Here is a 21,678-nt window from a genome sequence, read left to right as displayed (position 1 = left end):
AATCATTTCATTATTTTTGGAAAATAACCAACTTTTTCACCATGAGCTAATAACTGCTGAATAAATTCTTTATTAATTGCTGGTACTATCAATTCTTTTTTCTTAATCCATTCATTCGTTCTACGCGTACCCATTACAATTTCAGATTGCTGCGCTCCATCTCCTGCAACTTGAGAAGCAATTAACTCTGCTATTACTTCATTTCCCTTCGCTAATGCAAGTCCGGTATTTACATATTCTGAAAGTGGAACCATTTCAAGATTGTATCCACACTCTCCAATTAGCTGTATAAATTGTTCAAACTCAATTTGATGTGGATGACAAATATGTAACGTCTCTCCTACAATTTGCGCATCTTGTAAATACGATACAATTGATTTACTAGCAAAATCAATTGGTGTGAAATCAACTTTCCACTTCACATTTGGTGCTTTCCCAATTAATAGCATTGTTTTAATAAGACGATAAAATGCGTTTCCTTCAATATTTTGTTGGAACGAACCTGTTTCTGAATGACATGCTAAATTACCTGCACGATAAATATTTCCGCGCAAACCATTTTTCATTGCTTCACGAACAATGTTTTCCGCTTGTAGTTTACTATTTGAATATACATTCTCTAAGTCTACACTGTAATTAAAATCACCAGTTTTCATGTATGTATCCCATTGATCTACCGCTAATTCTAACGGGATACCAATTGTAGAAATAAAATGGAATGTAGCACCTTTCTCCGCTAATGCTAGCATACGGCTAGTTCCTTGGACATTTATATTTTCAAATTGTTTTACATCTCCAAAATGTCTTACATCTGCACCGCAATGAATTATCGTATCCATCTTAGAACTGATGAACATAAATTCTTCTTCGCTCATCCCAAGATACTCTTCTCCCAGATCACCAGCTACGGCCTGTATACGCTGTAACCATTCTTCACATATATCATTAAAGTAGCCTGTTAATGTATCTATAATTCTTTGCTGCACATCTTTCGTTGGTCTTACTAAACAATAAATAGTAGCAGATGTATCTCTCAACAATTCATATAATATGTGTGATCCTAAATAACCAGTAGCTCCTGTTAAAAAGACATTTGAAATCTGGGTTTCTTCCAAAACGTTTGCATACGTGATAGTATCTGGTTCGTGAATCACTTTATATTCACGAAATACTTCTTCTTTCTCTACTTTTACTTCTCGCTCAATTCGAGCTAATCCATATATCGTTCTTTCTTTAAAGAAATCTTGAATTGTTAAATGTGAGAAATCTTCTTTTAACAATGTTAAGACTCGTAATACTTTTAATGAATGTCCACCAATTGTAAAGAAATCATCATGTACTCCAACTTTTGAAATTCCTAATACTTCTGCCCAAGCGTTCGCTATTTGTTTTTCTGCTTTATTAGAAGGTGCAACATATTCTTGTAGACGAACCGGTTCATACTTTTCTTCTAACTGAGCTAACTTCTTAACATCAATCTTTTTATTAGGTGTAAGTGGTAATTCATTAATATAAATTAGTTTAGATGGCACCATATAATCTGGTAATTGCTCTTGTAACTGATAAACTAATTCTGGTATTTCTTTTTTATTTAAAGTTGTATAGAACGCGATTAAATATTGGCTACCTTCCTTACTCTTCTTAGCAAAAACAGCATTTTCTTTTATATTATGATTATGAGAAATTTTACTTTGGATTTCTCCTAGTTCAATACGATGTCCTCTAATTTTTACTTGATCATCTTTCCGATGTAAAAACTCTATATTTCCATCCTCTAGCAACTTAACGATATCACCTGTTTTATATATATTGACTATAGGATTGAAAGGGTTCGGAATAAAAGCTTCAATTGTTTTATTAGGCTTATTAAAATACCCTTTTGCTAATCCCACTGAATCTATATATAATTCACCAGGTACACCAATTGGACAAAGATTCATATTCTCATCCAAAATCATAACTTGATAATTAGCACATGGTTTACCAATGGGAATACTCGCAACATCCTCATTTAACTGACTAGGTATTTTATAGGTTGTCGTCACTACAGTACATTCTGTCGGTCCGTATACATTATAAATTTCAACATTTGTACCTATTCTTTCTCTCCACAATTTAATAACCTCTACAGGCAACATTTCACCGCCAATCGCAATTCTTTTTAGGGAAGCTAGCTTATATATATCTTCTTCTGCTAAATAAGTTGCTACTTGTCGAACAAAAATTGTTGCTAATGCCAAGATTGAAGTTGCTTTCACTTTATAGATTGCATTTGCAAATGCTTCTACAGACAATCGCTCTTCCTCTAGTAATACATACAAGTTTCCTCCGCAGAATAAAGAAGCAAATGACTCCCATACAGAGGCATCGAAACTAAAGGAAGGAAATTGGGCAAATACATCCTCTTCTGTCAATTCATATTGCTTTTTCATCCAAGTATACAGATTAACAACGCCTCTATGTGCTAACATCGTTCCCTTTGGATTCCCTGTTGAACCAGATGTATAAATCATATAAGCTACATCATCACAATGAATAGACAACTTTACATCTGTATCTTCATAAGTTTCACTATCATACATTGAAACTGTTTGAACCCCATCACATGTTATAGGCGTCTCTTTCATCAATATAACTTTCGCTTGGCTATCTTGAATAATGTACTGTATTCTACTTTCGGGATAATCTGGATCAATCGGAACATACGCTGCACCAGCTTTTAATATAGCTACCATACTTACTACTGTGTCTATGCTACGTTTCATAAATATTCCAACATAGTCTCCTAATTGGACGCCGTTTTTAATTAACATATGAGCTATTTGATTACTTTTTTTATTTAGCTCCTCATAAGTTAAAGTACCTTCCCTTGAAGATAAAGCTATACGATTTGGAAATTGAGTAACAGTATTATAGAACATATCGACGATACTTTTCTCAGGATATACTGCTGTCGTATCATTCACTTGACTATAAAGTGCCATCTCGGCCTCTGTAATAATATTAAAACGTTTTATATACTTATTAGTATTTCGTGATATATCAATTAAAACACCTTGTATTTGTTGTGCATAACGAGTAATCGTTGTCTCTTTCCAATTAACACTATTAAATATTATTTCTACACTTTTCATATTTTTACTAAATACAAATTGTAATGTATTCATGTCTTGTAGCTCATAATATGTTTCACCAATAATAATAGGTGACATTTCATATAATGTATTACCGTTTTGAAACTCTTCTATTTCTTCCTCATTCATTTCTTTAATTTGCTCCAGTTGCTCTTCAATTTGTAAATTTAAACTTTCATAGGAGAGAAAATTAGAAACTTCAATAGTAATCGGAAATAAACTTCCTCTTACATGATAAAGCACGACAATATGTTTTTCTTTAGAAATATGATATAACCACGTTGTAGTCGCTCCTATTAAATCCACAATGTGAGTCAAATTTGAAAACAGTTCCGTTTTCCTTTTTATCCTAAGTTCCGTTCCTTGCACATCTTTAGGTATTTTAATACTTCCTTCTACTTTTCCTAAAAATTCTTTTACCATCTCACTATAAGAAATTGCTAATTTCATATTTATGTAAATTCCTCTCTTAAATATAATAAAGGTGTGAAAATTCACACCTTTTTCATCCCTTATTAAAGGGCAGATTAGTTCAATTCATAATCAAGGGAGGATTCCCTTGATTAGAATTGAACTTTCTCCTTATTCGCTTTTAAACTCACCAATAAGCTCTTGTAATTCCTGAGAAAGCCAACTTAAAGAAGTCGCTAATTCTGCAATATCTTGTACTGATATTTCTTGCTCTTTCATGCTTTCTTCAACATTACTACTGCTGTTGGCATAAGTATTTGCAATATGTGATAATTCATTTACGACTTGAACAATATTCTGGCTATTTTGTAAAATGTCACTCGAATTACCAGAAACAGCTTTTACTTGATCTGTAACAGATTGCGCTGATTTTGAGATTTTTTCAAAGAAATCTCCACTACTTTGAACAAGCGAAATTCCAGTTTCTACTTCTCTTGAACCTTTTTGCATGGAAACTACAGCATCTTCTGTCTCAGCTTGTGTTTCACCAATTAATTTCGCTATATCTTTTGCAGACGCTTCCGTTTGTTCTGCTAATTTTCGTACTTCATCAGCAACAACTGCAAACCCTCTTCCAGCTGCTCCAGCACGTGAAGCCTCAATAGAAGCATTTAAAGCTAATAAATTTGTTTGATTTGAAATACCTGTAATTACAGTTACGATATCACTAATTTCTTTTGACCTTGTTTCTAACGAATAAATGATGGAAGATAAATCTTGTACTGCATTTTGGATTAAACTCATTTGATTAATAATTTGTCCAATCACTTCATTACCTTCAATTGAATGTTGTTCCATACCTTCAGAAGCAACCGCAACTTGTTTTGCAGCCCCAGTTATTTCTTCTACCTTATCTTCCATTCCATGTACAATTCCTAAACATTGTTGTACTGAAGTTTTTTGAGACTGTGCCCCTACTCTTAAACCTTCAATAGAACTTGCAATCTCTTGAACTGCCATGCTGTTTTCCTCTGTACTCGCCGACAATTCTTGTGAAGAAGAAGAAACTTGCTCAGCAGTTTGCCTTACTTTATCTATAATCCCTTTAAATTTTTCAATCGTGTTATTGAAATAAACATTAATAATTCCAATATCATCTGGTCTTTCTTTTAATTTAACACTTAAGTCACCTTCACCAATTTTACGTAACCCTTCTCGTAAATCTTTTAATGGAGCTAACGAGTGACGCACGATAAAGAATTGAGTAATAGTCGCAATTGCTAATGAAATAATGATAAAGAGTAAGCCCTGTATCATAAACTTCTCTTTTGTAATAGGAACAATGGAAGCATCTAAGTCAGCCGCAATAATTGCAACAATATTGTTTTCTCCATCTGTAATTGGTTCTAATATTGTCACCCACGAACCTATTTCATCTTCATATACTTCTGTTATTTGGGCCTTTTTCGTATCAATCACTTTATCGTATGCCTTCATCCAATGAGCGGGTTGTTCATAATAATCTCCCGGCTTTATAGGAAACGCATTTGTTAACTCTGTAGTCAAACCAACGAGTTGTAATTCTCGCTTTTCATTCGGCTTTGCTCCTGTAACATACGTTTGTCCAACACTTTTCAATTCTTTTGACACTTCATCTAATTTCTCTGTTAACTTTTCTTTTTTCACTTTTTCGGCTGTAGGATCTTTCGCCACGTCTCTAACTAATTCTACATCCAATTTTTTCAATACTATTTCTCCTGTTTCAATAGACTGCCTTTCAAATAAAGACATCATACTATTTTGAAACATGTTGAAACTTAATGCACCCATACTTCCAACAAGTGTCAAAATAACTAATACGGTTAATAAGACGTTCTTTTGAAGGAACGATAACTTATGCCAATATTTTTTCATTAATATCCACCTTCCTTAATCAACATAAACAAAAAAAACAAAATATATGAATATTTTGTTTGAAAATGTTTCTCAATATGTTCGAGAATAAAAAAAAGCCAATGTAAAAGCATTGGCCAAGACCAACCCTATCCGTCCGGTAACTGGCTAGCGTAGCCTTTCGACCTTAGCTCCTGTAGTTTTGCGTCCTCATGTTTCCATCAGTTTGCCTTTCTCGCTGAACGAGTTGAACGATATGGGAGTTCTATGAGAATTAATTTATTCTCTTTCAAAGATTACAACATATAAATCAAAATGTCTACTTATTTAGAGATATAAATACAAATTTTTAATGCATTGCTTTTTCAAAATAATTTCAAAAAGTACGTGAATGTTACTTTTTTTGTGTTATATAATAAAAAATGTATAAATAACAAGGATTTCTTCGGGTATTTATTTAATTTTCATTCAAATTAAACTATTCGAATATATCTTAACTAATGAATTTCGGAGGTAGTTTATCATGTTTTGGCTACAATTTCTTACCTTGTTACTCTGTATTTTTATTGGTGCACGCCTAGGCGGAGTTGGTTTAGGAGTAATGGGTGGAGTTGGTATGGCAATACTCGTTTTTGTCTTCCACTTACAACCAACGGCGCCTCCTATCGATGTAATGCTTATGATTTTGGCAGTAATTACAGCTGCTGGTGCACTCCAAGCCGCTGGAGGAATGGACTACCTTGTTCATCTAGCTGAAAAGGCATTACGAAAAAATCCAAAACGCATTACATTCTTTGCTCCAATTGTTACTTATTTATTTACACTTTGTGCAGGAACTGGTCACGTTGCTTATTCTGTACTTCCTGTTATCGCTGAAGTCTCTCGCGAATCGGGAATTAGACCAGAACGACCAATGTCAATTGCCGTAATTGCTTCCCAACAAGCAATTACAGCTAGTCCTATATCAGCTGCAACAGTTGCACTTTTAGCAATGTTAGCTGACTATAAAATCACCTTATTAGATATTTTAAAAGTAAGTATCCCTTCTACTTTCATCGCTTGTATGATAGCTGCATTTGTTGCTAGTAAGATGGGAAAAGAATTAAGTGAAGACCCTGAATACTTAAAACGATTAAAAGAAGGATTAATTCCTAAGCTTGAAGAGAAAAAAGAATTTGTAGGTGTAAAGGGCGCAAAATTATCAGTTATCCTTTTCCTTGTAGGAACCTTCCTTGTTGTACTTCTTGGTTCATTTGAAGCACTTCGTCCAGGATGGATAGTTGATGGGAAGTTAGCCCGTCTTTCCATGCCGAACACAATTGAGATGGTTATGTTAACTATCGCGGCTCTTATTATTATTTTCTGTAAACCAAATGTAGAAAGCATTGTGTCTGGTAACGTCTTTAAAGCAGGAGCAACAGCAGTTGTTGCTATTTTCGGTATCGCTTGGATGGGAGATACTTTCTTTAATGGAAACTTAAATATGATTCAAGGATCCATTCAGCATTTAGTAACAAGTGCACCTTGGCTATTTGCCATCGCACTATTCATTCTATCTATTTTACTGTACAGCCAAGCAGCAACAGTTCGTGCCTTAATGCCACTTGGACTATCCCTTGGCATTCCACCAGCGCTACTGATTGCGATGTTCCCTGCAGTAAATGGATACTTCTTCATTCCAAACTATGGGACAATCGTTGCTGCCATTAACTTTGACCGCACTGGTACAACAGGTATCGGTAAATACGTATTAAATCATAGTTTTATGATTCCGGGTCTAATTGCAACATTTACTTCTATCGGAATTGGAATGCTCTTAATTTCAATTATGTTTTAAAGAAAAAGCACAAACCTTTATTTAAAAAGGTTTGTGCTTTTTTAATCAAATGTTTGTTTAAATTTTTGGGCAGTCTATTTCTCCATGTAGCACTTAAAATACTACACTTCCTTCCCTACAAACTTCTCTTTACTTCTTCAGCTAATTTTCTCGTACTTTCATACGCAGATTCAGCTAAACTAATTGCTGAAATAACTGAAACACCGTCCGCACCCGCTTCTATAACTGCCGCTGTATTTTCAATTGTAATCCCACCAATACCAACGATTGGCACTGTAATTCCTTGTTCTCTAAAATAAGCTAATCCTTTCGTTCCTTGAACCGCTTTCGTATCTTTTTTCGTACTCGTTGGGAAAATAGGTCCAACGCCTAAATAATCTGCTCCATTTTCGATTGCAAAGCGTGCTTCTTCAATTGTATGAGCAGATACGCCGATAATTTTATCTCCCATTTTTTCACGAACAGATGTAATTCCTTCATCATCTTGTCCAACATGAACACCATCTGCATCTAATTCAATGGCTAATTCTACATCATCATTTACAATGAAAGGAACACTATATTCCTTACAAAGCGTCTGCAATTCTTTTGCAAAGCGCACTCTATCTTCTCCGATTAAAGAACCTTCCCCCTTCTCGCGAAACTGAAAAAGTGTCACTCCACCATCTAACGCTTCTTTCAATACAGCTAAAGGATCCCTCGTGCAGTTATTACTTCCCATAATAAAATACACTTGCAATAGCGTAGACATTTTATCTATTTCAATGCGTGCCATTTCTTTCACTCCCTCTTACTCTAACTCCACAATCTTCCCATACTTCTCAATATCACCTGAAGTTGTATTAGCTAATTGATTTAAAAATTCAATTTGGAAACTACCAGGCCCTTTTTCTACCGCCTTAGCAGCTGCCAGTTCCGAAGCTACACCATAAAACGTTAATGCGGCTACTGCTGCTTTTACATAATCTTTTTCCACTGCTACAAATGCTCCTATTACAGAAGTTAGTAAACAACCTGTTCCCGTAACTTTCGTTAAAATAGGGTGACCATTTCGAATAACAATAGTTCTCTCTCCATCTGTAACAACATCTTCTTTTCCAGTAATGACCGCAACTGTATTTAGTTCATCTGCTGCCTGCCTTGCAATACTTACAACATTGCCATTTCCAGTACCAGCGTCTACCCCTTTAATTTCCCATTTCTCATTAATAACATTTGCTATTTCAGCCGCATTTCCGCGGATAATTGCTAAATCTATTTCGGCTGGAATATGTCTCGCAACTTCTGTTCGATACGAAGTTGCTCCTGCACCAACTGGGTCAAATAGTACTGGCACATTGTTCGCATTTGCTGATTTACCCGCGAGTAACATCGCTTCTACTTCTTCAGGACGAAGTGTCCCCATATTTAATACTAACGCTCCAGCAATGCTAGCCATTTCTGCTACTTCTTCTTTTGCATACGCCATTACAGGCGATGCTCCAAGTGCCAACAAACCGTTAGCAGTAAAATTTGTTACAACAACATTTGTAATATTATGAACGAGCGGATTAGATTCTCTCACCAAATCCACTACTTTACTAATTTCTTTCATATTCATCCTTTTCATCTCCTAACTATAATGATGGGAGATACACAAAAAGACACTTTGCGCGTACGCAAAGTGCCTGAACATGTGCTTTTACACTCTCCCTACGCTGGCATTATCCAACAGGTTCAAATGGTCAATGACGGACTAGTCATACTCTCAGTTTGTATCCACAAACTCCCATGTGTTTCTTATTCATCTACTTCAAAGTCTACTCTTATTCTAGTAAAATAACAAGTTCTTTACTTTTCTATTTAATATAGGAGCAACTGATAAAGTGAAACTTTAATCAGTGATTTTTTTCATCCCCCATTGATTATCGGCCCTCACCAATCGGGCTTTTACGGGCAGTTGTTCCCCCACCTAACTTATTTGCTTTCGTTGAATTTTGAGGTGGGGATCTTACTGCCCGTTAATGCGGGATAAAGTGAAACTTTAATTAGTTGGGATTTTGTTCACTCCATTAAAAACAGCTCAAATATGGAGCGAAACTGAATCTCAAGAAGATGTATGCTATATTTAACTTATGGAAATTTGAAAGGATGTTTTTAATATGGCAAAAAGCGTTGTAATCGCTGAAAAACCTTCCGTTGCACGAGATATTGCTCGTGTACTTAAGTGTGATAAAAAAGGAAACGGCTACCTTGAAGGTAGTAAATATATTGTAACTTGGGCTTTAGGCCATCTCGTTACATTAGCTGATCCAGAAAGCTATGATGTGAAATATAAAAAGTGGAATTTAGAAGATTTACCGATGCTACCTGAGCGTTTGAAATTAACGGTTATTAAACAAACTGGTAAACAATTTAATGCTGTAAAAAGTCAGCTACTTAGAAAAGATGTAAATGAAATTATTGTAGCAACAGACGCTGGACGTGAAGGGGAATTAGTCGCACGCTGGATTATCGATAAAGTTAAGCTAAATAAACCAATCAAACGTTTATGGATTTCTTCTGTAACCGATAAAGCAATTAAAGATGGTTTTGCAAATTTAAAACCAGGTAAAGCCTATGACAATTTATACGCTTCAGCAGTTGCACGTTCAGAAGCTGACTGGTATATCGGTCTTAACGCAACTCGCGCTTTAACAACTCGCTTTAATGCTCAGTTAAATTGTGGCCGTGTACAAACGCCTACTGTCGCTATGATTGCTAGTCGTGAAGATGAAATAAAAAACTTCAAAGCACAAACTTACTATGGCATCGAAGCTCAAACAATGGAGAAGCTCAAACTTACTTGGCAAGATGCAAATGGCAATAGCCGCAGTTTTAATAAAGAAAAAATTGATGGTATTGTAAAAAGTTTAGATAAACATAATGCTACTGTTGTGGAAATTGATAAGAAACAGAAGAAGTCATTCTCTCCTGGTCTTTACGATTTAACTGAATTGCAACGTGATGCAAATAAAAAGTTCGGTTACTCTGCTAAAGAAACATTAAATATTATGCAAAAATTGTATGAACAGCATAAAGTACTAACGTACCCTCGTACAGATTCACGCTACATTTCATCTGATATCGTTGGAACACTTCCAGAACGTCTAAAAGCATGTGGTGTTGGAGAATACCGTCCCTTCGCACATAAAGTATTACAAAAGCCTATCAAACCTAACAAATCATTTGTTGATGATAGTAAAGTAAGCGATCATCATGCGATTATTCCAACAGAAGGATACGTTAATTTCTCAGCATTCACAGATAAAGAACGCAAAATTTATGATTTAGTTGTAAAACGTTTCTTAGCTGTTTTATTCCCAGCATTCGAATACGAACAACTAACGTTACGCACAAAGGTCGGCAATGAAACATTCATTGCACGCGGAAAAACGATTTTACATGCTGGTTGGAAGGAAGTATACGAAAATCGATTTGAAGACGATGATGTAACTGATGACGTAAAAGAGCAGATTCTACCTCACATTGAAAAGGGCGATACATTAACTGTAAAGTTACTTATGCAAACATCAGGTCAAACGAAAGCACCTGCACGCTTTAATGAAGCAACTTTACTTTCAGCAATGGAGAATCCTACAAAATATATGGATACGCAAAATAAACAACTTGCTGATACGTTAAAATCGACTGGTGGATTAGGTACTGTAGCGACACGTGCAGATATTATCGACAAACTTTTCAATTCTTTCTTAATTGAAAAACGTGGTAAAGATATTCACATTACATCAAAAGGTCGTCAATTACTTGATTTAGTACCAGAAGAATTAAAATCACCTACACTAACTGGTGAGTGGGAACAAAAACTTGAAGCAATTGCAAAAGGAAAATTAAAGAAAGAAGTATTCATTTCGGAAATGAAGAACTATACGAAAGAAATTGTTTCTGAAATTAAATCGAGTGATAAAAAATATAAACATGACAACATTTCAACGAAGTCTTGTCCAGACTGCGGTAAACCAATGCTAGAAGTAAACGGCAAAAAGGGAAAAATGCTCGTATGCCAAGATCGTGAATGTGGTCATCGTAAAAATGTATCTCGTACAACAAACGCTCGCTGTCCGCAATGTAAGAAGAAACTAGAATTACGTGGTGAGGGTGCAGGCCAAATTTTCGCATGTAAATGTGGCTATCGTGAGAAATTATCAACATTCCAAGAACGACGTAAAAAAGAATCTGGAAACAAAGCCGATAAACGCGACGTTCAAAAGTATATGAAACAACAGAAAAAAGAAGAAGAACCATTAAATAACCCATTCGCAGAAGCATTAAAAAAATTAAAATTTGATTAAACAAAAAGGTTCCTACCTCTATCGGTAGGAACCTTTTATTTTAGTGAATGATTTTACTTCCTTTTGCATTCTCAACAAATTTTTCACTTGATTTGTTAATTGGTGTTTTCAGTAATAACGCAGCAACGATCATAACTACTACGAAAGCACTTAACACAAGTAAATCTCGCGTTACGATATCCCAAAGCATTCCGCCAACTGTTTCACGAATTGCGCTAATTGCGTATGTGAACGGTAAGAACGGATAAATCGCTTGGAAGAACGCTGGTGTCATTTGGATTGGGAATGTTCCGCCCGATCCTGCTACTTGTAGTACAAGTAAAATGATTGCCATCGATTTCCCAACGTTTCCGAAAATAGAAACGAGTGAGTATACGATACAAACGAAGACTCCACCAATAAATAAACTAAATAACACAAACCAGAACTTATCGACTACGTACGTACCGAGTAAGAATATATCTCCCATCGATACGATAAACGCTTGTGAAAGACCTATCGTTAAGAATGTTAATAAACGTCCGAAGTAAATTTCATGGCTCTTATAATTCGCGCCCTCTTCGTGTACTTCTACCGTTAATAATGAAACCATTAATAATGCGCCTACCCATAATGCAAGCACTGTATAGAATGGTGACATCGCTGAACCGTAGTTCGGCATCGCAAATAATTTATTTTCTTTTAAATTTACTGGATTCGCAAAGTAATCACTTTGCTTTTCAACATCATTTTTCAATAAGCGTATAATGTCTTTTAAATCCTCTTCAGATTCAAAATCACGAATTTTATCTGCTAATTCTTTAATCTTTTTCTCAGTAGCTGGCATTTCAGCTTTAATGTCTGCTAATTTCTTTTTACCATCTACTAAACCTTTTGATGAATCTTCTAGTAATTTTTTAACATCTGGAAGCTTTTTGTCTGCCTCTTTTAAAATTTGAGATGTGTTTTTAGACATCTCTTTTGTGCGAGCAATTGCTGCATTGAAATTTGGAGTGATTTCTGAGTCATATTTAGCTAAAATGTCACCAATTTGGCCCGAAACACTTTTAGACACTTGATTAATACTTTCAATAACATCAGCTGCTGGTTTTTGACCTTTATTAATAGCGTCAATTCCTTTATCAGTTAAATCCATTCCTTTTTGCAAACCATCTTTTGCTTTATTTAACTTAGAAATTGTACCATTAAGGTTTTTATCACTATTCACATCAGCTAACACTTTATTTGTACTTTCCAAAACTGGAATCATGTCATTAACTAAATTCCAACTTGCTTTGAACTGCCCATTCAAATCATTTAAGGCTACTTTTGTAGAATCTAATCCGTTAACACCTTTGTTACTTAAGTCTTCTCTTGCTTTTTCAAGCTCTGTTTTTAATCTGCTGTAATCATTTACAGCTTTATCATATTTCTCTCTACCATTGTCTAATATCTCATTAGCCTTATTTATATCTTGATTTAAATTGCCTCTAAGCTGCTGTGCATTTTCTTGCGCATTTTCAGCCTTACTTTTCAGTTGCTCAGCTGTACTTACTGCTTTTTCAAAATCAGCTACAAACGTTGCATTATAATCCTTTTCAGCTTGATTTACTAAATTATTTACTGCATCTAATTTTTGATTTACAGCATCTCGCACATCTTGTTTAACTTCTTGTCCGGAACTAATTAAATCTCCTACATGCTTAACCCTATTGTTAGCATCCACCATAGAATTTTTAAGCACCGTTAAACTTTCCACTCTGTTTCCAAAGAACTGTTTACCGAATTCCGTGGAAGCTGATTCCTTGAAAGCTGTAAAGAAATCAATCAAATATGAAACACTATCGATACGCTCTTGGAGGAGCTTTGAAGCATCCTGCACATTTTTCTGTGCTACAGCTGGATCCACGCCTTTATTTTGAAGGCCATCCATAACACTCTTTACATATGCCGTTCCAACACGAGTAGAATTGAAAACAGTGTTTACAGTTTGATCAATATTTTTAGCAATATTTTTATACCCTTCACCATTCACTTGTGGTAATGCTGGAATCTCTGGTATTTGTGGAATAGTTATATTAGGTAAGACTGGTAATTTAGCTGGATCTGGCAATGTCAGATTAAAGTCAAATGCCGGATTTTTTAAGTAATCCGTAATTTTCGCTGCAGCATCCAATCCCTGCTGCATTACTGTTAAATTATTTTTAATAGTTCCCGGAGCGCGATTCAATGTTTCATCATTTCTCGCAAAGAATTTATCTAAATTCCCTAACGCTTCTTGCCCATCATTCATAACACTCTCTACAACCGGCAACTCTTTTTGCGCTACTTTCACAACATCTTCTGCTCGAGTTGCATCATCTAACGCCTTATCCATGAGTGTATTCATTTCTGGGAACTGCGCTTCTAGCTTAAAGACAAGATCTTTTACTTTCTCGATACTTGGTAAGTTTGTTTCTAAATCGATTCCAAGATCATTGAAAATTTTAAAAATCTCACCGTTTGCTGTTTTTACAAAGTTTTTACTAATTTCTTCTGTAATACCTGATGCACCTTTTGCTGTAATCTTCGGTGCAATCGCGTTTACTTTTTCATTCACATAGTAATCCAGTTCTGGTTTTTTCGGATTTTCATCCAGAACAGTTGCGATTTTTTCAGAGAAGTCTTTTGGAATCGTAATACTTGCATAATAATCCCCACGCTCAACTCCGTAAATTGCTTGTTTTTCATCTACAAATTTCCAGCCAAGATTTTTGTTTTTCTTAAGGGAGTCTACAATCTCTTTCCCGATATTAATATCTTTCCCTCTTAAATTAGAACCTGCATCTTGGTTAGAAACTGCAATGGGAACCTCTTTTGTATTTCCATACGGATCCCAAGAAGCTTTAATGTTAAACCATGCATATAACGATGGTAAAATCATTAATCCTAAAACAATAACAATTGCAGCCCAATGTTTGGCTACATTCCGTAAATCTGTCTTATAAATACGCCAAATTTGTTTCATAGAAGTTATCACCTAATTATATATTTTTCCTTCTTTAGAAAATGATACATGCATTTTGCAATTATATCACTTTCTACATCGTGTATTAACCAAAAACGTACTATTTTTTCCCATTAACTTTCACTTACTTCATTATATAACGAAGTGAGTCAAAGTATGAATACAAAATGACCAAATCGGTTTTACATTCAATAATAACAAATATATATGAAATGTCATAAAAAATACAAGTATTTTCTCTTGGAAATACTTGTATTCCTAAAAAAAATCCTCACAGCTTTTATTCTCTGTGAGGATTTCTTCTATTATATATCCAATTGAACCTCTACACCGAAATGATCTGAAATTACATTTCTGTTTGTACCATTAAAAATAACTTTTGAAGAATGAACTTTTTTACTTTGGTTACACAATATTAGATCGATTCGCAAATTATGTTTATTTTCATCCCAACCAGCAATCTCACCTTGGACAGTCGTTCCTTCATCCTTCTCTATTGCTAATTCATATGTGTCATACAACCCTTTTTGCATCATATACTCATAACCTTCGCCTTCCAACCGAGCATTGTTATTAAAATCCCCCATTAAGAAGGCGAGCTTATTGCTATCTACACGCTCCATCAAACGATCGACTTGACCTTCGAATGACTCTTCTTCATCATTCCACCAACCGAGATGGCAAGAGTAAAACGTTATATCCTTACCATTATAAGCAATTGTTGCACTTACAATTTTACGCGTTTTCCAATACGTTGTATCCTCGTTTTCTGAAATGAAGAACGTATCTTCTTTTATAATATTATGCTTCGTTATAATTGCTAATCCTTCTTCATACACGTCATAACCAATATGAGAGAAATCCCAAGTAATATTGTAATCTTTTACATGTAGCGCTTTTAACTCTTCTAATAGTAAAAGTCCAAAATTATCTTCTTTCTTGTTACCGCATACATTTTCAGCTTGTATGGACTGACTTACTTCTTGCAATGCGATGACATCGTACTCTTCTTCTTGAATTACTTTAGCAAGGTATTGTATCTTTTCTATTTGATTCTCTTCTTGCCAAGAATGACAGTTTAAAGTTAGCAATTTCATATTATTACGCACCTAACATATCTTGAATGTCTGACTTTAATACGTCAGCTTTCGGACCATATACCGCTTGTACACCTTTATCTTTTACAATAAGCCCTAAAGCACCATTTTGTTTCCACTGTGCTTCTGGTGCAACAACATCTAAATCTTTTACTGTTACACGTAAGCGTGTCATACAAGCATCTACGTCAGCAATATTTTCTTTTCCACCTAATAAATCGATAACTTTTGTTGCTAATGAACCGTCTTGTACATTTCCTGTTCCTTCTGATGCCTCATCTTCATTATCAATATAGTTACCTGCACGCCCTGGTGTTGGTAAATTGAATTTTTTAATTAAGAAATTGAATAGTGTAAAGTTAAGACCGAAGAACACTAATGAAACAATAACAAAGTTGATTAAGTCTCTTGTTAAACCTGCGTTAACCATCATTGGTGTACGAGTAATTAACTCAATAAATCCAAATGCATGAACACGTAAGTTAATTAAATCAGCTAGCGCGAATGCAAGTCCTGTTGTAATAGCATATACAACATATAATACTGGAGCAATAAACATGAACATGAATTCAATTGGTTCTGTTACACCTGTTAAGAATACTGCTAATGCTGCTGATAAAAACATTGGTTTATATTTTGCACGCTTTTCTTTATCCACGTTACGGAACATCGCAAATGCAATCCCCATTAACGCTGCTGTTGAGCCGATAACTTGTCCAGCTTTGAAACGAGCTGGTACAACGTTATTTAATAAATCGTTATATGCCTTCGTATCTCCATTTGCTAGTAAATTATTTAAATCTGTAATCCATGCAAGCCATAATGGATCTTGTCCTGCTACAACTTGTCCAACTTTTGAACCAGTTAACATCGTATATGTTCCGCCTAGCTCTGTATAGTTCATCGGAATTGTTAACATATGGTGTAAACCAAATGGTAATAATAAACGCTCTAACGTTCCATATACAAACGGTGCAACAACTGGTGCACTATCTTTTGAAGCTGCAATCCAACGACCAAATTCATTTAACCCACTTTGGATGAATGGCCATAGAAGTGATAATACAATCGCAGTAACGGTAGACCAAAGAATTACAACGAATGGCACAAATCGTTTTCCATTAAAGAATGCTAATGCCTGTGGCAATTTATTATAGTTATAATATTTGTTATATAGATTAGCTCCTAAGAAACCTGTGATAATCCCTACGAACACTCCCATGTTTAATGCTGGTGCACCAAGTACAGAAGTAAAGTAATCTTTTACAAGTAAATCTCCTGCTATTACTGAAGAAACTGTCGCTTTTGAATCCGCTAACATTTGAGCGTTTACGCCAAATATAGCTCCTGTAATTCGGTTTGTTAAGACGAATGCTAATAGCGCTGCAAATGCACCACCTGCACGATCCTTCGCCCAAGATCCCCCAATTGCTACTGCAAATAAGATGTGTAGATTTGTAATGATTGCCCAACCAATGTCTTCCATTACGCGAGCGATTGTATGAACTGCGTTAACATCCCCAGCAGACATACCAATTAACTTACCGATGGAAATCATTAAACCAGCTGCTGGCATTACGGCTACAACAACTAATAACGCTTTCCCGAACTTTTGCCAAAAATCAAAAGACGTAATTTTCATCTGTTCTTCCTCCCCTTTATTTATAACAACATAATGATTTAAATTATAATTTCTGTCCCTTTTATGAAAACGATTCCTCATATCATTTTTCTTTTTACGCAACCGTTTTCATAAATCTATTTTAATAAAAGCGTTTTCACTTTGCAATAGAAATTTATTTTTTTTCATAAAAAAAGATGCTCAAAGAGCATCCTTTTTTATTATGAAATGCGATAAACCCTTGTTTCATAAGGTTTTAAAACAATTGTTGTTACTTCTTCATGTTCTGCAACTTCATAGTTATTCAAAAGCAAACGTTTGCGTTCTAGTGCAAATGAACCCTCATTATACACAGCTTCCTCTTTTGAGATATTACTAATTACAATGACTTTTTCATCCTGTAACGTACGTGTATATGCATAAATTTGTGGATCGCCTTCTAAAAGTAAATCGTACGTACCATAGTTCAGTACATCGTGCTCTTTTTTCAGGGCAATCATTTTCTTATAGAAATTGAAAATAGACTTTTCTTCATTTTTTTGCTTCTCAACATTAATTTCTTTGTAATTTGGATTCATGCTAAACCAAGGTGTACTTGTTGTGAAACCAGCATTAATCCCATCATTCCACTGCATAGGTGTACGTGAATTATCGCGGCAAGAAGCCCATATAATCTCCATCATATCTTGATGTGGTACGCCCTCTGCAATTTTCTCGCGATATAAATTTTTAATTGCTACATCATCGTAATCTTCAATATTTGGTAACTGAACATTTGTCATACCAATTTCTTGTCCTTGATAAATAAACGGTGTACCGTGCATAAAGAAATACATCGCTCCTAGAGCTGTTGCACTTTCACGCCAATATTGTTTGTCATCTCCCCATGTTGAAACGATACGTGGTTTATCGTGATTCTCAATATATAAAGCGTTCCATCCTTTATTTTCTAATCCTTTTTGCCATTTCGTTAATACTTTTTTCAATCCTACAACATCAAGGTCTTTCTTCTTCTCTGCATCCCATAAACTTAAATGTTCAAACTGGAATACCATATTGAACTTACCTTGCTCTTCTCCAACCCAAAGCTCAGCATCTTCAATCTTAACGCCATTTGCTTCACCAACAGTCATAATATCGTACTTAGAGAATGTATTTTCTTTTAGCTCTTCTAATAAAGGTTGAATACCTTTCACATTCATATGTTTATCAAAAGATGGCACATATTTTAACTCTTTTGGATTTGGCATATCCTTAAGGCCTTCTTCTTTTTTAATATGACTGATCGCATCAACGCGGAAACCATCAATACCTTTATCAAGCCACCAATTAACTGTATCGTATAATACTTCGCGAACTTCTTTATTCTCCCAGTTCAAATCTGGTTGTTTACGTGAGAATAGATGTAAATAATATTGTTCTGTTTCTTCATCATATTCCCATGCCGAACCATTAAAAATACTTTCCCAGTTGTTTGGCTCCGCACCATCTTTACCATCATGCCAAATATACCAATCACGCTTCGGATTATCTTTAGATGAACGTGATTCAATAAACCATGGATGTTCATCACTCGTATGATTAATAACTAAATCAATAATAAGCTTCATATCACGCTTATGAACTTCATCTAGTAAAGCATCAAAGTCTGCCATTGTACCAAACTCATCCATAATATCTTGATAATCACTAATATCATAACCATTATCATCATTAGGCGATTTATACATTGGACAAATCCAAATTACATCTATACCTAAATCTTTTAAATAATCCAGTTTTGCAATAATACCTTGTAAATCTCCAATACCATCACCATTTGAATCCATAAAGCTTCGTGGATAAATTTGATAAGCAACCGCTTCTTTCCACCATGTCTTATTCATAGTCATTCTCTCCTTTTGCATCCCATCGGAATTTTATGCAAACGTTTTCGTAACACTATCATAACAAAATATGAACAGTTTGCAACTGTTTTCATTGAACTCTATGTAGATTCTTTATTCTTATGCTTTATTTATTTCTCACAAAGGTAAATCTCATTCTTCACCTCTTCTTGAAACTGGTAGCCTCTCTCTTTATAGAAGAAGTTCCTTATATAAAGGCTGTTGAATTTTTTAATGGCGGTAACATCCCTGAAAATTTCAAGCGCTCTAGTTCCTATGTCTATAAACCTATTCCCCTTAAAGGAATTCAAATCATGCAATACTTTCTTTCTCATGCACCAAATAAAGATGCTAGTATTTGGCATCAATCGCCCATAGGTGCTGTTGAAAATATTTCGCCGAATGAAACGGCTTATTTTCATCGTAAAGCAATTATTGCTCAAGAATACATTACCTCTTGGAAATGCGATGATGAAGAAAATCGAAATATACGCTGGGTTAAAGGTTTACGAGAAAACTTAGATCCTTATACATTAGGTGACTATGTGAACTGGCCCGATATCGACATTAAAAATTGGCAAACTAGTTATTATGGCTCTAACTTTCACAGATTACGTAAAGTAAAAATCATGTATGATCCTTGTGATGTTTTTCATTTCCAACAAAGTATTCCTCCTTTTCATATTTGAAAAAAGGGGATAACATAAAAAAATCACCCAATATACCGTTACCTCGCAGTATGTTGGATGATTCAAGTTGATTTTCTATATCGTTTCAAATTCTTGCTCCTACTCATAAACTTTTACTTACAGATTAATTGTATTTCGTATCATTTTCATGCAATGAATGTAATTTAATATTTGGTACTTTATCTTTTTCAATACCTCTATTATAAGAAACAGGAACTTGAAATTCGAATTGCTTTGTCTCATGTTTTTGTAAATAGACTGGTTTCGGTACTGGATAGCTTTTTGAATTCTCGTTTGCATTATCATATAAAACAACTTTTAATGCTTGTGAATGATTACGATAATTTTTTAAAGTAACAATGCACTTCGGTTGGATATTCTCTCCATTTTTCTCCATTCTACACTGGCTATCATCTTTTTTATATTCTATTGCTTCTACCCCTGTTTTTCCTGCGTAGTACCATGTTTTATTCAATGTCTGGAGGATTGTATTTAAAATAAACGGCATCATTACAATCAAAATACTAATGCCTACTACTTTTATCTTATTCGTTTTTCTAAATGTACTAGACTCCTTTTTTCCTAGCCATTTTAAAAATAATATAAATGCAATTACATGTAGTATGAAAGAAACAATCAATATATTTGAGACTTTATAATCCATATAGACATACGTATGTATCGGAACCTTATAGACATTGAATAGTTTTTCCCCAATTAATTCATTATCATTTGGAATTTTTAATAATAACAAAACCCCTATACTGTAACAAATAGCTACTAATCGATCATACTCAATACGAATCATTCTTTCTCCCCTTCACTTTGTATTTTATTATCGATTTTAGCTATTATTACCATACTATACAATCTTTTTATAGAGGATAACGTAAAAAAGTTCCTTATAAATATATAAAGAACCTTATTAATATACACTATGAATTAAAAAATCAATATACAATTTTCACATTGAAATTTCTTCAAAATATGTTGGATCATGTATTGTAATTTTTTTATCTAAAATTGTAACAATGCTATCATTTTTTAATTGTTTTAATACGCTGCTAACTGTCTCTCGAGATGTTCCAGATATTTTGGATATTTCAATTGTTGTAAGTGGACATGAAATTACAATCTTTTCCCCACTCTGTTCTCCTAAATCCTGCATTAAATAATTTAACGTTTGGATAACACGATCTTGTGCATTAGGAATTGTAATATTTTGCACTCGATTTTCGTTCAATTTTAATATAGATGATAATTGCTGAACAACGTACATCAATTGCATTCTGCTGGATTTTACCATATCTTCAAAGATTACCGTTGGAATATAATATACCTCCACATCCGTCATTGCTTCTGCTGTATAGTTATATCCTCTGTCTGTAAACATACCACCATAAGGAAAAATAGAATATCGCTTTACATAGTCATCGTATAATAAGTTCCCATTTTGATTAACCCGCTCTAACTTTACAAAACCATCTAACATGAAGTAGATTCTTTCCCTTGAATCTCCTTCTAAAAATAAAAATTGACCTTTTTTATAAGTTCGCCAATAAACAAACTCTGTTAAGCCTTTCAATTTTTTTTCTGTTAAATGAGCAAATAATTCGAACTGCTTTAAGTCCTTAACTACGTTCCGTCTATTCATAAAATTCCCTCTCTCTTGCTGTATGTTGGAGCGAAAAATCAAGAAAGCGTATTCAATTTGAATTTTATCATAATTAACTTACATATTCAGATTTCATCATGAAAACTTTATGAACAATAAGTACAAAAAATATTAATAA

The 21,678-nt window shown here is 34.4% G+C and carries 12 protein-coding genes, 1 pseudogene and 2 riboswitches; of the genes and pseudogenes, 3 read left to right on the top strand and 10 right to left on the bottom strand.

The features are described from left to right. Positions 1-2: 2 nt before the first annotated feature. Both NST86_RS02155 and NST86_RS02150 read right to left on the bottom strand, forming a co-directional pair. Entirely contained in the window at positions 3-3,584 is a 3,582-nt protein-coding gene (locus NST86_RS02155; protein ID WP_140159082.1) for a non-ribosomal peptide synthetase family protein, read from the bottom strand. A 132-nt stretch (positions 3,585-3,716) separates the two neighbouring features. Then, positions 3,717-5,459: a methyl-accepting chemotaxis protein gene (locus NST86_RS02150; protein WP_086423819.1), complete on the bottom strand. Its 1,743-nt coding sequence runs from the start codon at positions 5,457-5,459 to the stop codon at positions 3,717-3,719. A gap of 135 nt (positions 5,460-5,594) precedes the next feature. Next, positions 5,595-5,679: riboswitch (cyclic di-GMP riboswitch) on the bottom strand. Between the two features lie 282 nt (positions 5,680-5,961). On the opposite strand from NST86_RS02150, the gene NST86_RS02145 reads away from it, so the two are divergent. Further along, positions 5,962-7,275, top strand: a complete 1,314-nt coding sequence (locus tag NST86_RS02145) for an anaerobic C4-dicarboxylate transporter family protein (protein ID WP_084065549.1) — start codon at positions 5,962-5,964, stop codon at positions 7,273-7,275. A 115-nt stretch (positions 7,276-7,390) separates the two neighbouring features. Here the strand turns inward: NST86_RS02145 and thiE are convergent, their stop codons facing one another. Both thiE and thiM read right to left on the bottom strand, forming a co-directional pair. Continuing rightward, positions 7,391-8,050, bottom strand: coding sequence for a thiamine phosphate synthase (gene thiE, locus NST86_RS02140; RefSeq protein WP_000090968.1), 660 nt, complete (start codon positions 8,048-8,050; stop codon positions 7,391-7,393). Positions 8,051-8,065: 15 nt separating this feature from the next. After that, complete coding sequence (gene thiM / locus NST86_RS02135; protein ID WP_001056095.1) at positions 8,066-8,875, bottom strand: hydroxyethylthiazole kinase; 810 nt, start codon at positions 8,873-8,875, stop codon at positions 8,066-8,068. Positions 8,876-8,947: 72 nt separating this feature from the next. Then, a riboswitch (TPP riboswitch) is annotated at positions 8,948-9,057 on the bottom strand. A 359-nt stretch (positions 9,058-9,416) separates the two neighbouring features. Between thiM and topB the strand changes: the two genes are divergently transcribed. After that, a complete protein-coding gene (topB, locus tag NST86_RS02130) occupies positions 9,417-11,606 on the top strand; it encodes a DNA topoisomerase III (protein WP_016117101.1) in 2,190 nt (729 codons plus the stop codon). A gap of 40 nt (positions 11,607-11,646) precedes the next feature. Here topB and NST86_RS02125 read toward each other — a convergent pair whose 3' ends face one another. The 4 genes from NST86_RS02125 to NST86_RS02110 all read right to left on the bottom strand — a co-directional run bounded on the left by NST86_RS02125 (position 11,647) and on the right by NST86_RS02110 (position 19,196). Next, a complete protein-coding gene (locus NST86_RS02125) occupies positions 11,647-14,592 on the bottom strand; it encodes a YhgE/Pip domain-containing protein (protein ID WP_000810090.1) in 2,946 nt (981 codons plus the stop codon). 305 nt (positions 14,593-14,897) lie between these two features. After that, positions 14,898-15,689, bottom strand: coding sequence for an endonuclease/exonuclease/phosphatase family protein (locus NST86_RS02120; RefSeq protein ID WP_000771985.1), 792 nt, complete (start codon positions 15,687-15,689; stop codon positions 14,898-14,900). 4 nt (positions 15,690-15,693) lie between these two features. Next, complete coding sequence (locus NST86_RS02115; protein WP_000705569.1) at positions 15,694-17,331, bottom strand: PTS transporter subunit IIBC; 1,638 nt, start codon at positions 17,329-17,331, stop codon at positions 15,694-15,696. A gap of 200 nt (positions 17,332-17,531) precedes the next feature. Beyond that, positions 17,532-19,196, bottom strand: coding sequence for a glycoside hydrolase family 13 protein (locus tag NST86_RS02110; RefSeq protein ID WP_193533417.1), 1,665 nt, complete (start codon positions 19,194-19,196; stop codon positions 17,532-17,534). 160 nt (positions 19,197-19,356) lie between these two features. On the opposite strand from NST86_RS02110, the pseudogene NST86_RS02105 reads away from it, so the two are divergent. Continuing rightward, positions 19,357-19,885 (top strand): annotated as a pseudogene (locus tag NST86_RS02105) (BBE domain-containing protein); the annotation flags it as partial. A gap of 124 nt (positions 19,886-20,009) precedes the next feature. Here NST86_RS02105 and NST86_RS02100 read toward each other — a convergent pair. Continuing rightward, a complete protein-coding gene (locus tag NST86_RS02100; protein ID WP_201144893.1) occupies positions 20,010-20,693 on the bottom strand; it encodes an ABC transporter permease in 684 nt (227 codons plus the stop codon). Between the two features lie 156 nt (positions 20,694-20,849). After that, entirely contained in the window at positions 20,850-21,539 is a 690-nt protein-coding gene (locus tag NST86_RS02095) for a Crp/Fnr family transcriptional regulator (RefSeq protein ID WP_088066087.1), read from the bottom strand. Between the last annotated feature and the right edge of the window lie 139 nt (positions 21,540-21,678).

This window comes from Bacillus sp. FSL L8-0199 (genome assembly GCF_038005705.1).
Classification (GTDB): Bacteria; Bacillota; Bacilli; order Bacillales; family Bacillaceae_G; genus Bacillus_A; species Bacillus_A cereus.
Note: the sequence above shows the minus strand (reverse complement) of the source record. Positions and strands in the feature narration are given on the sequence as shown.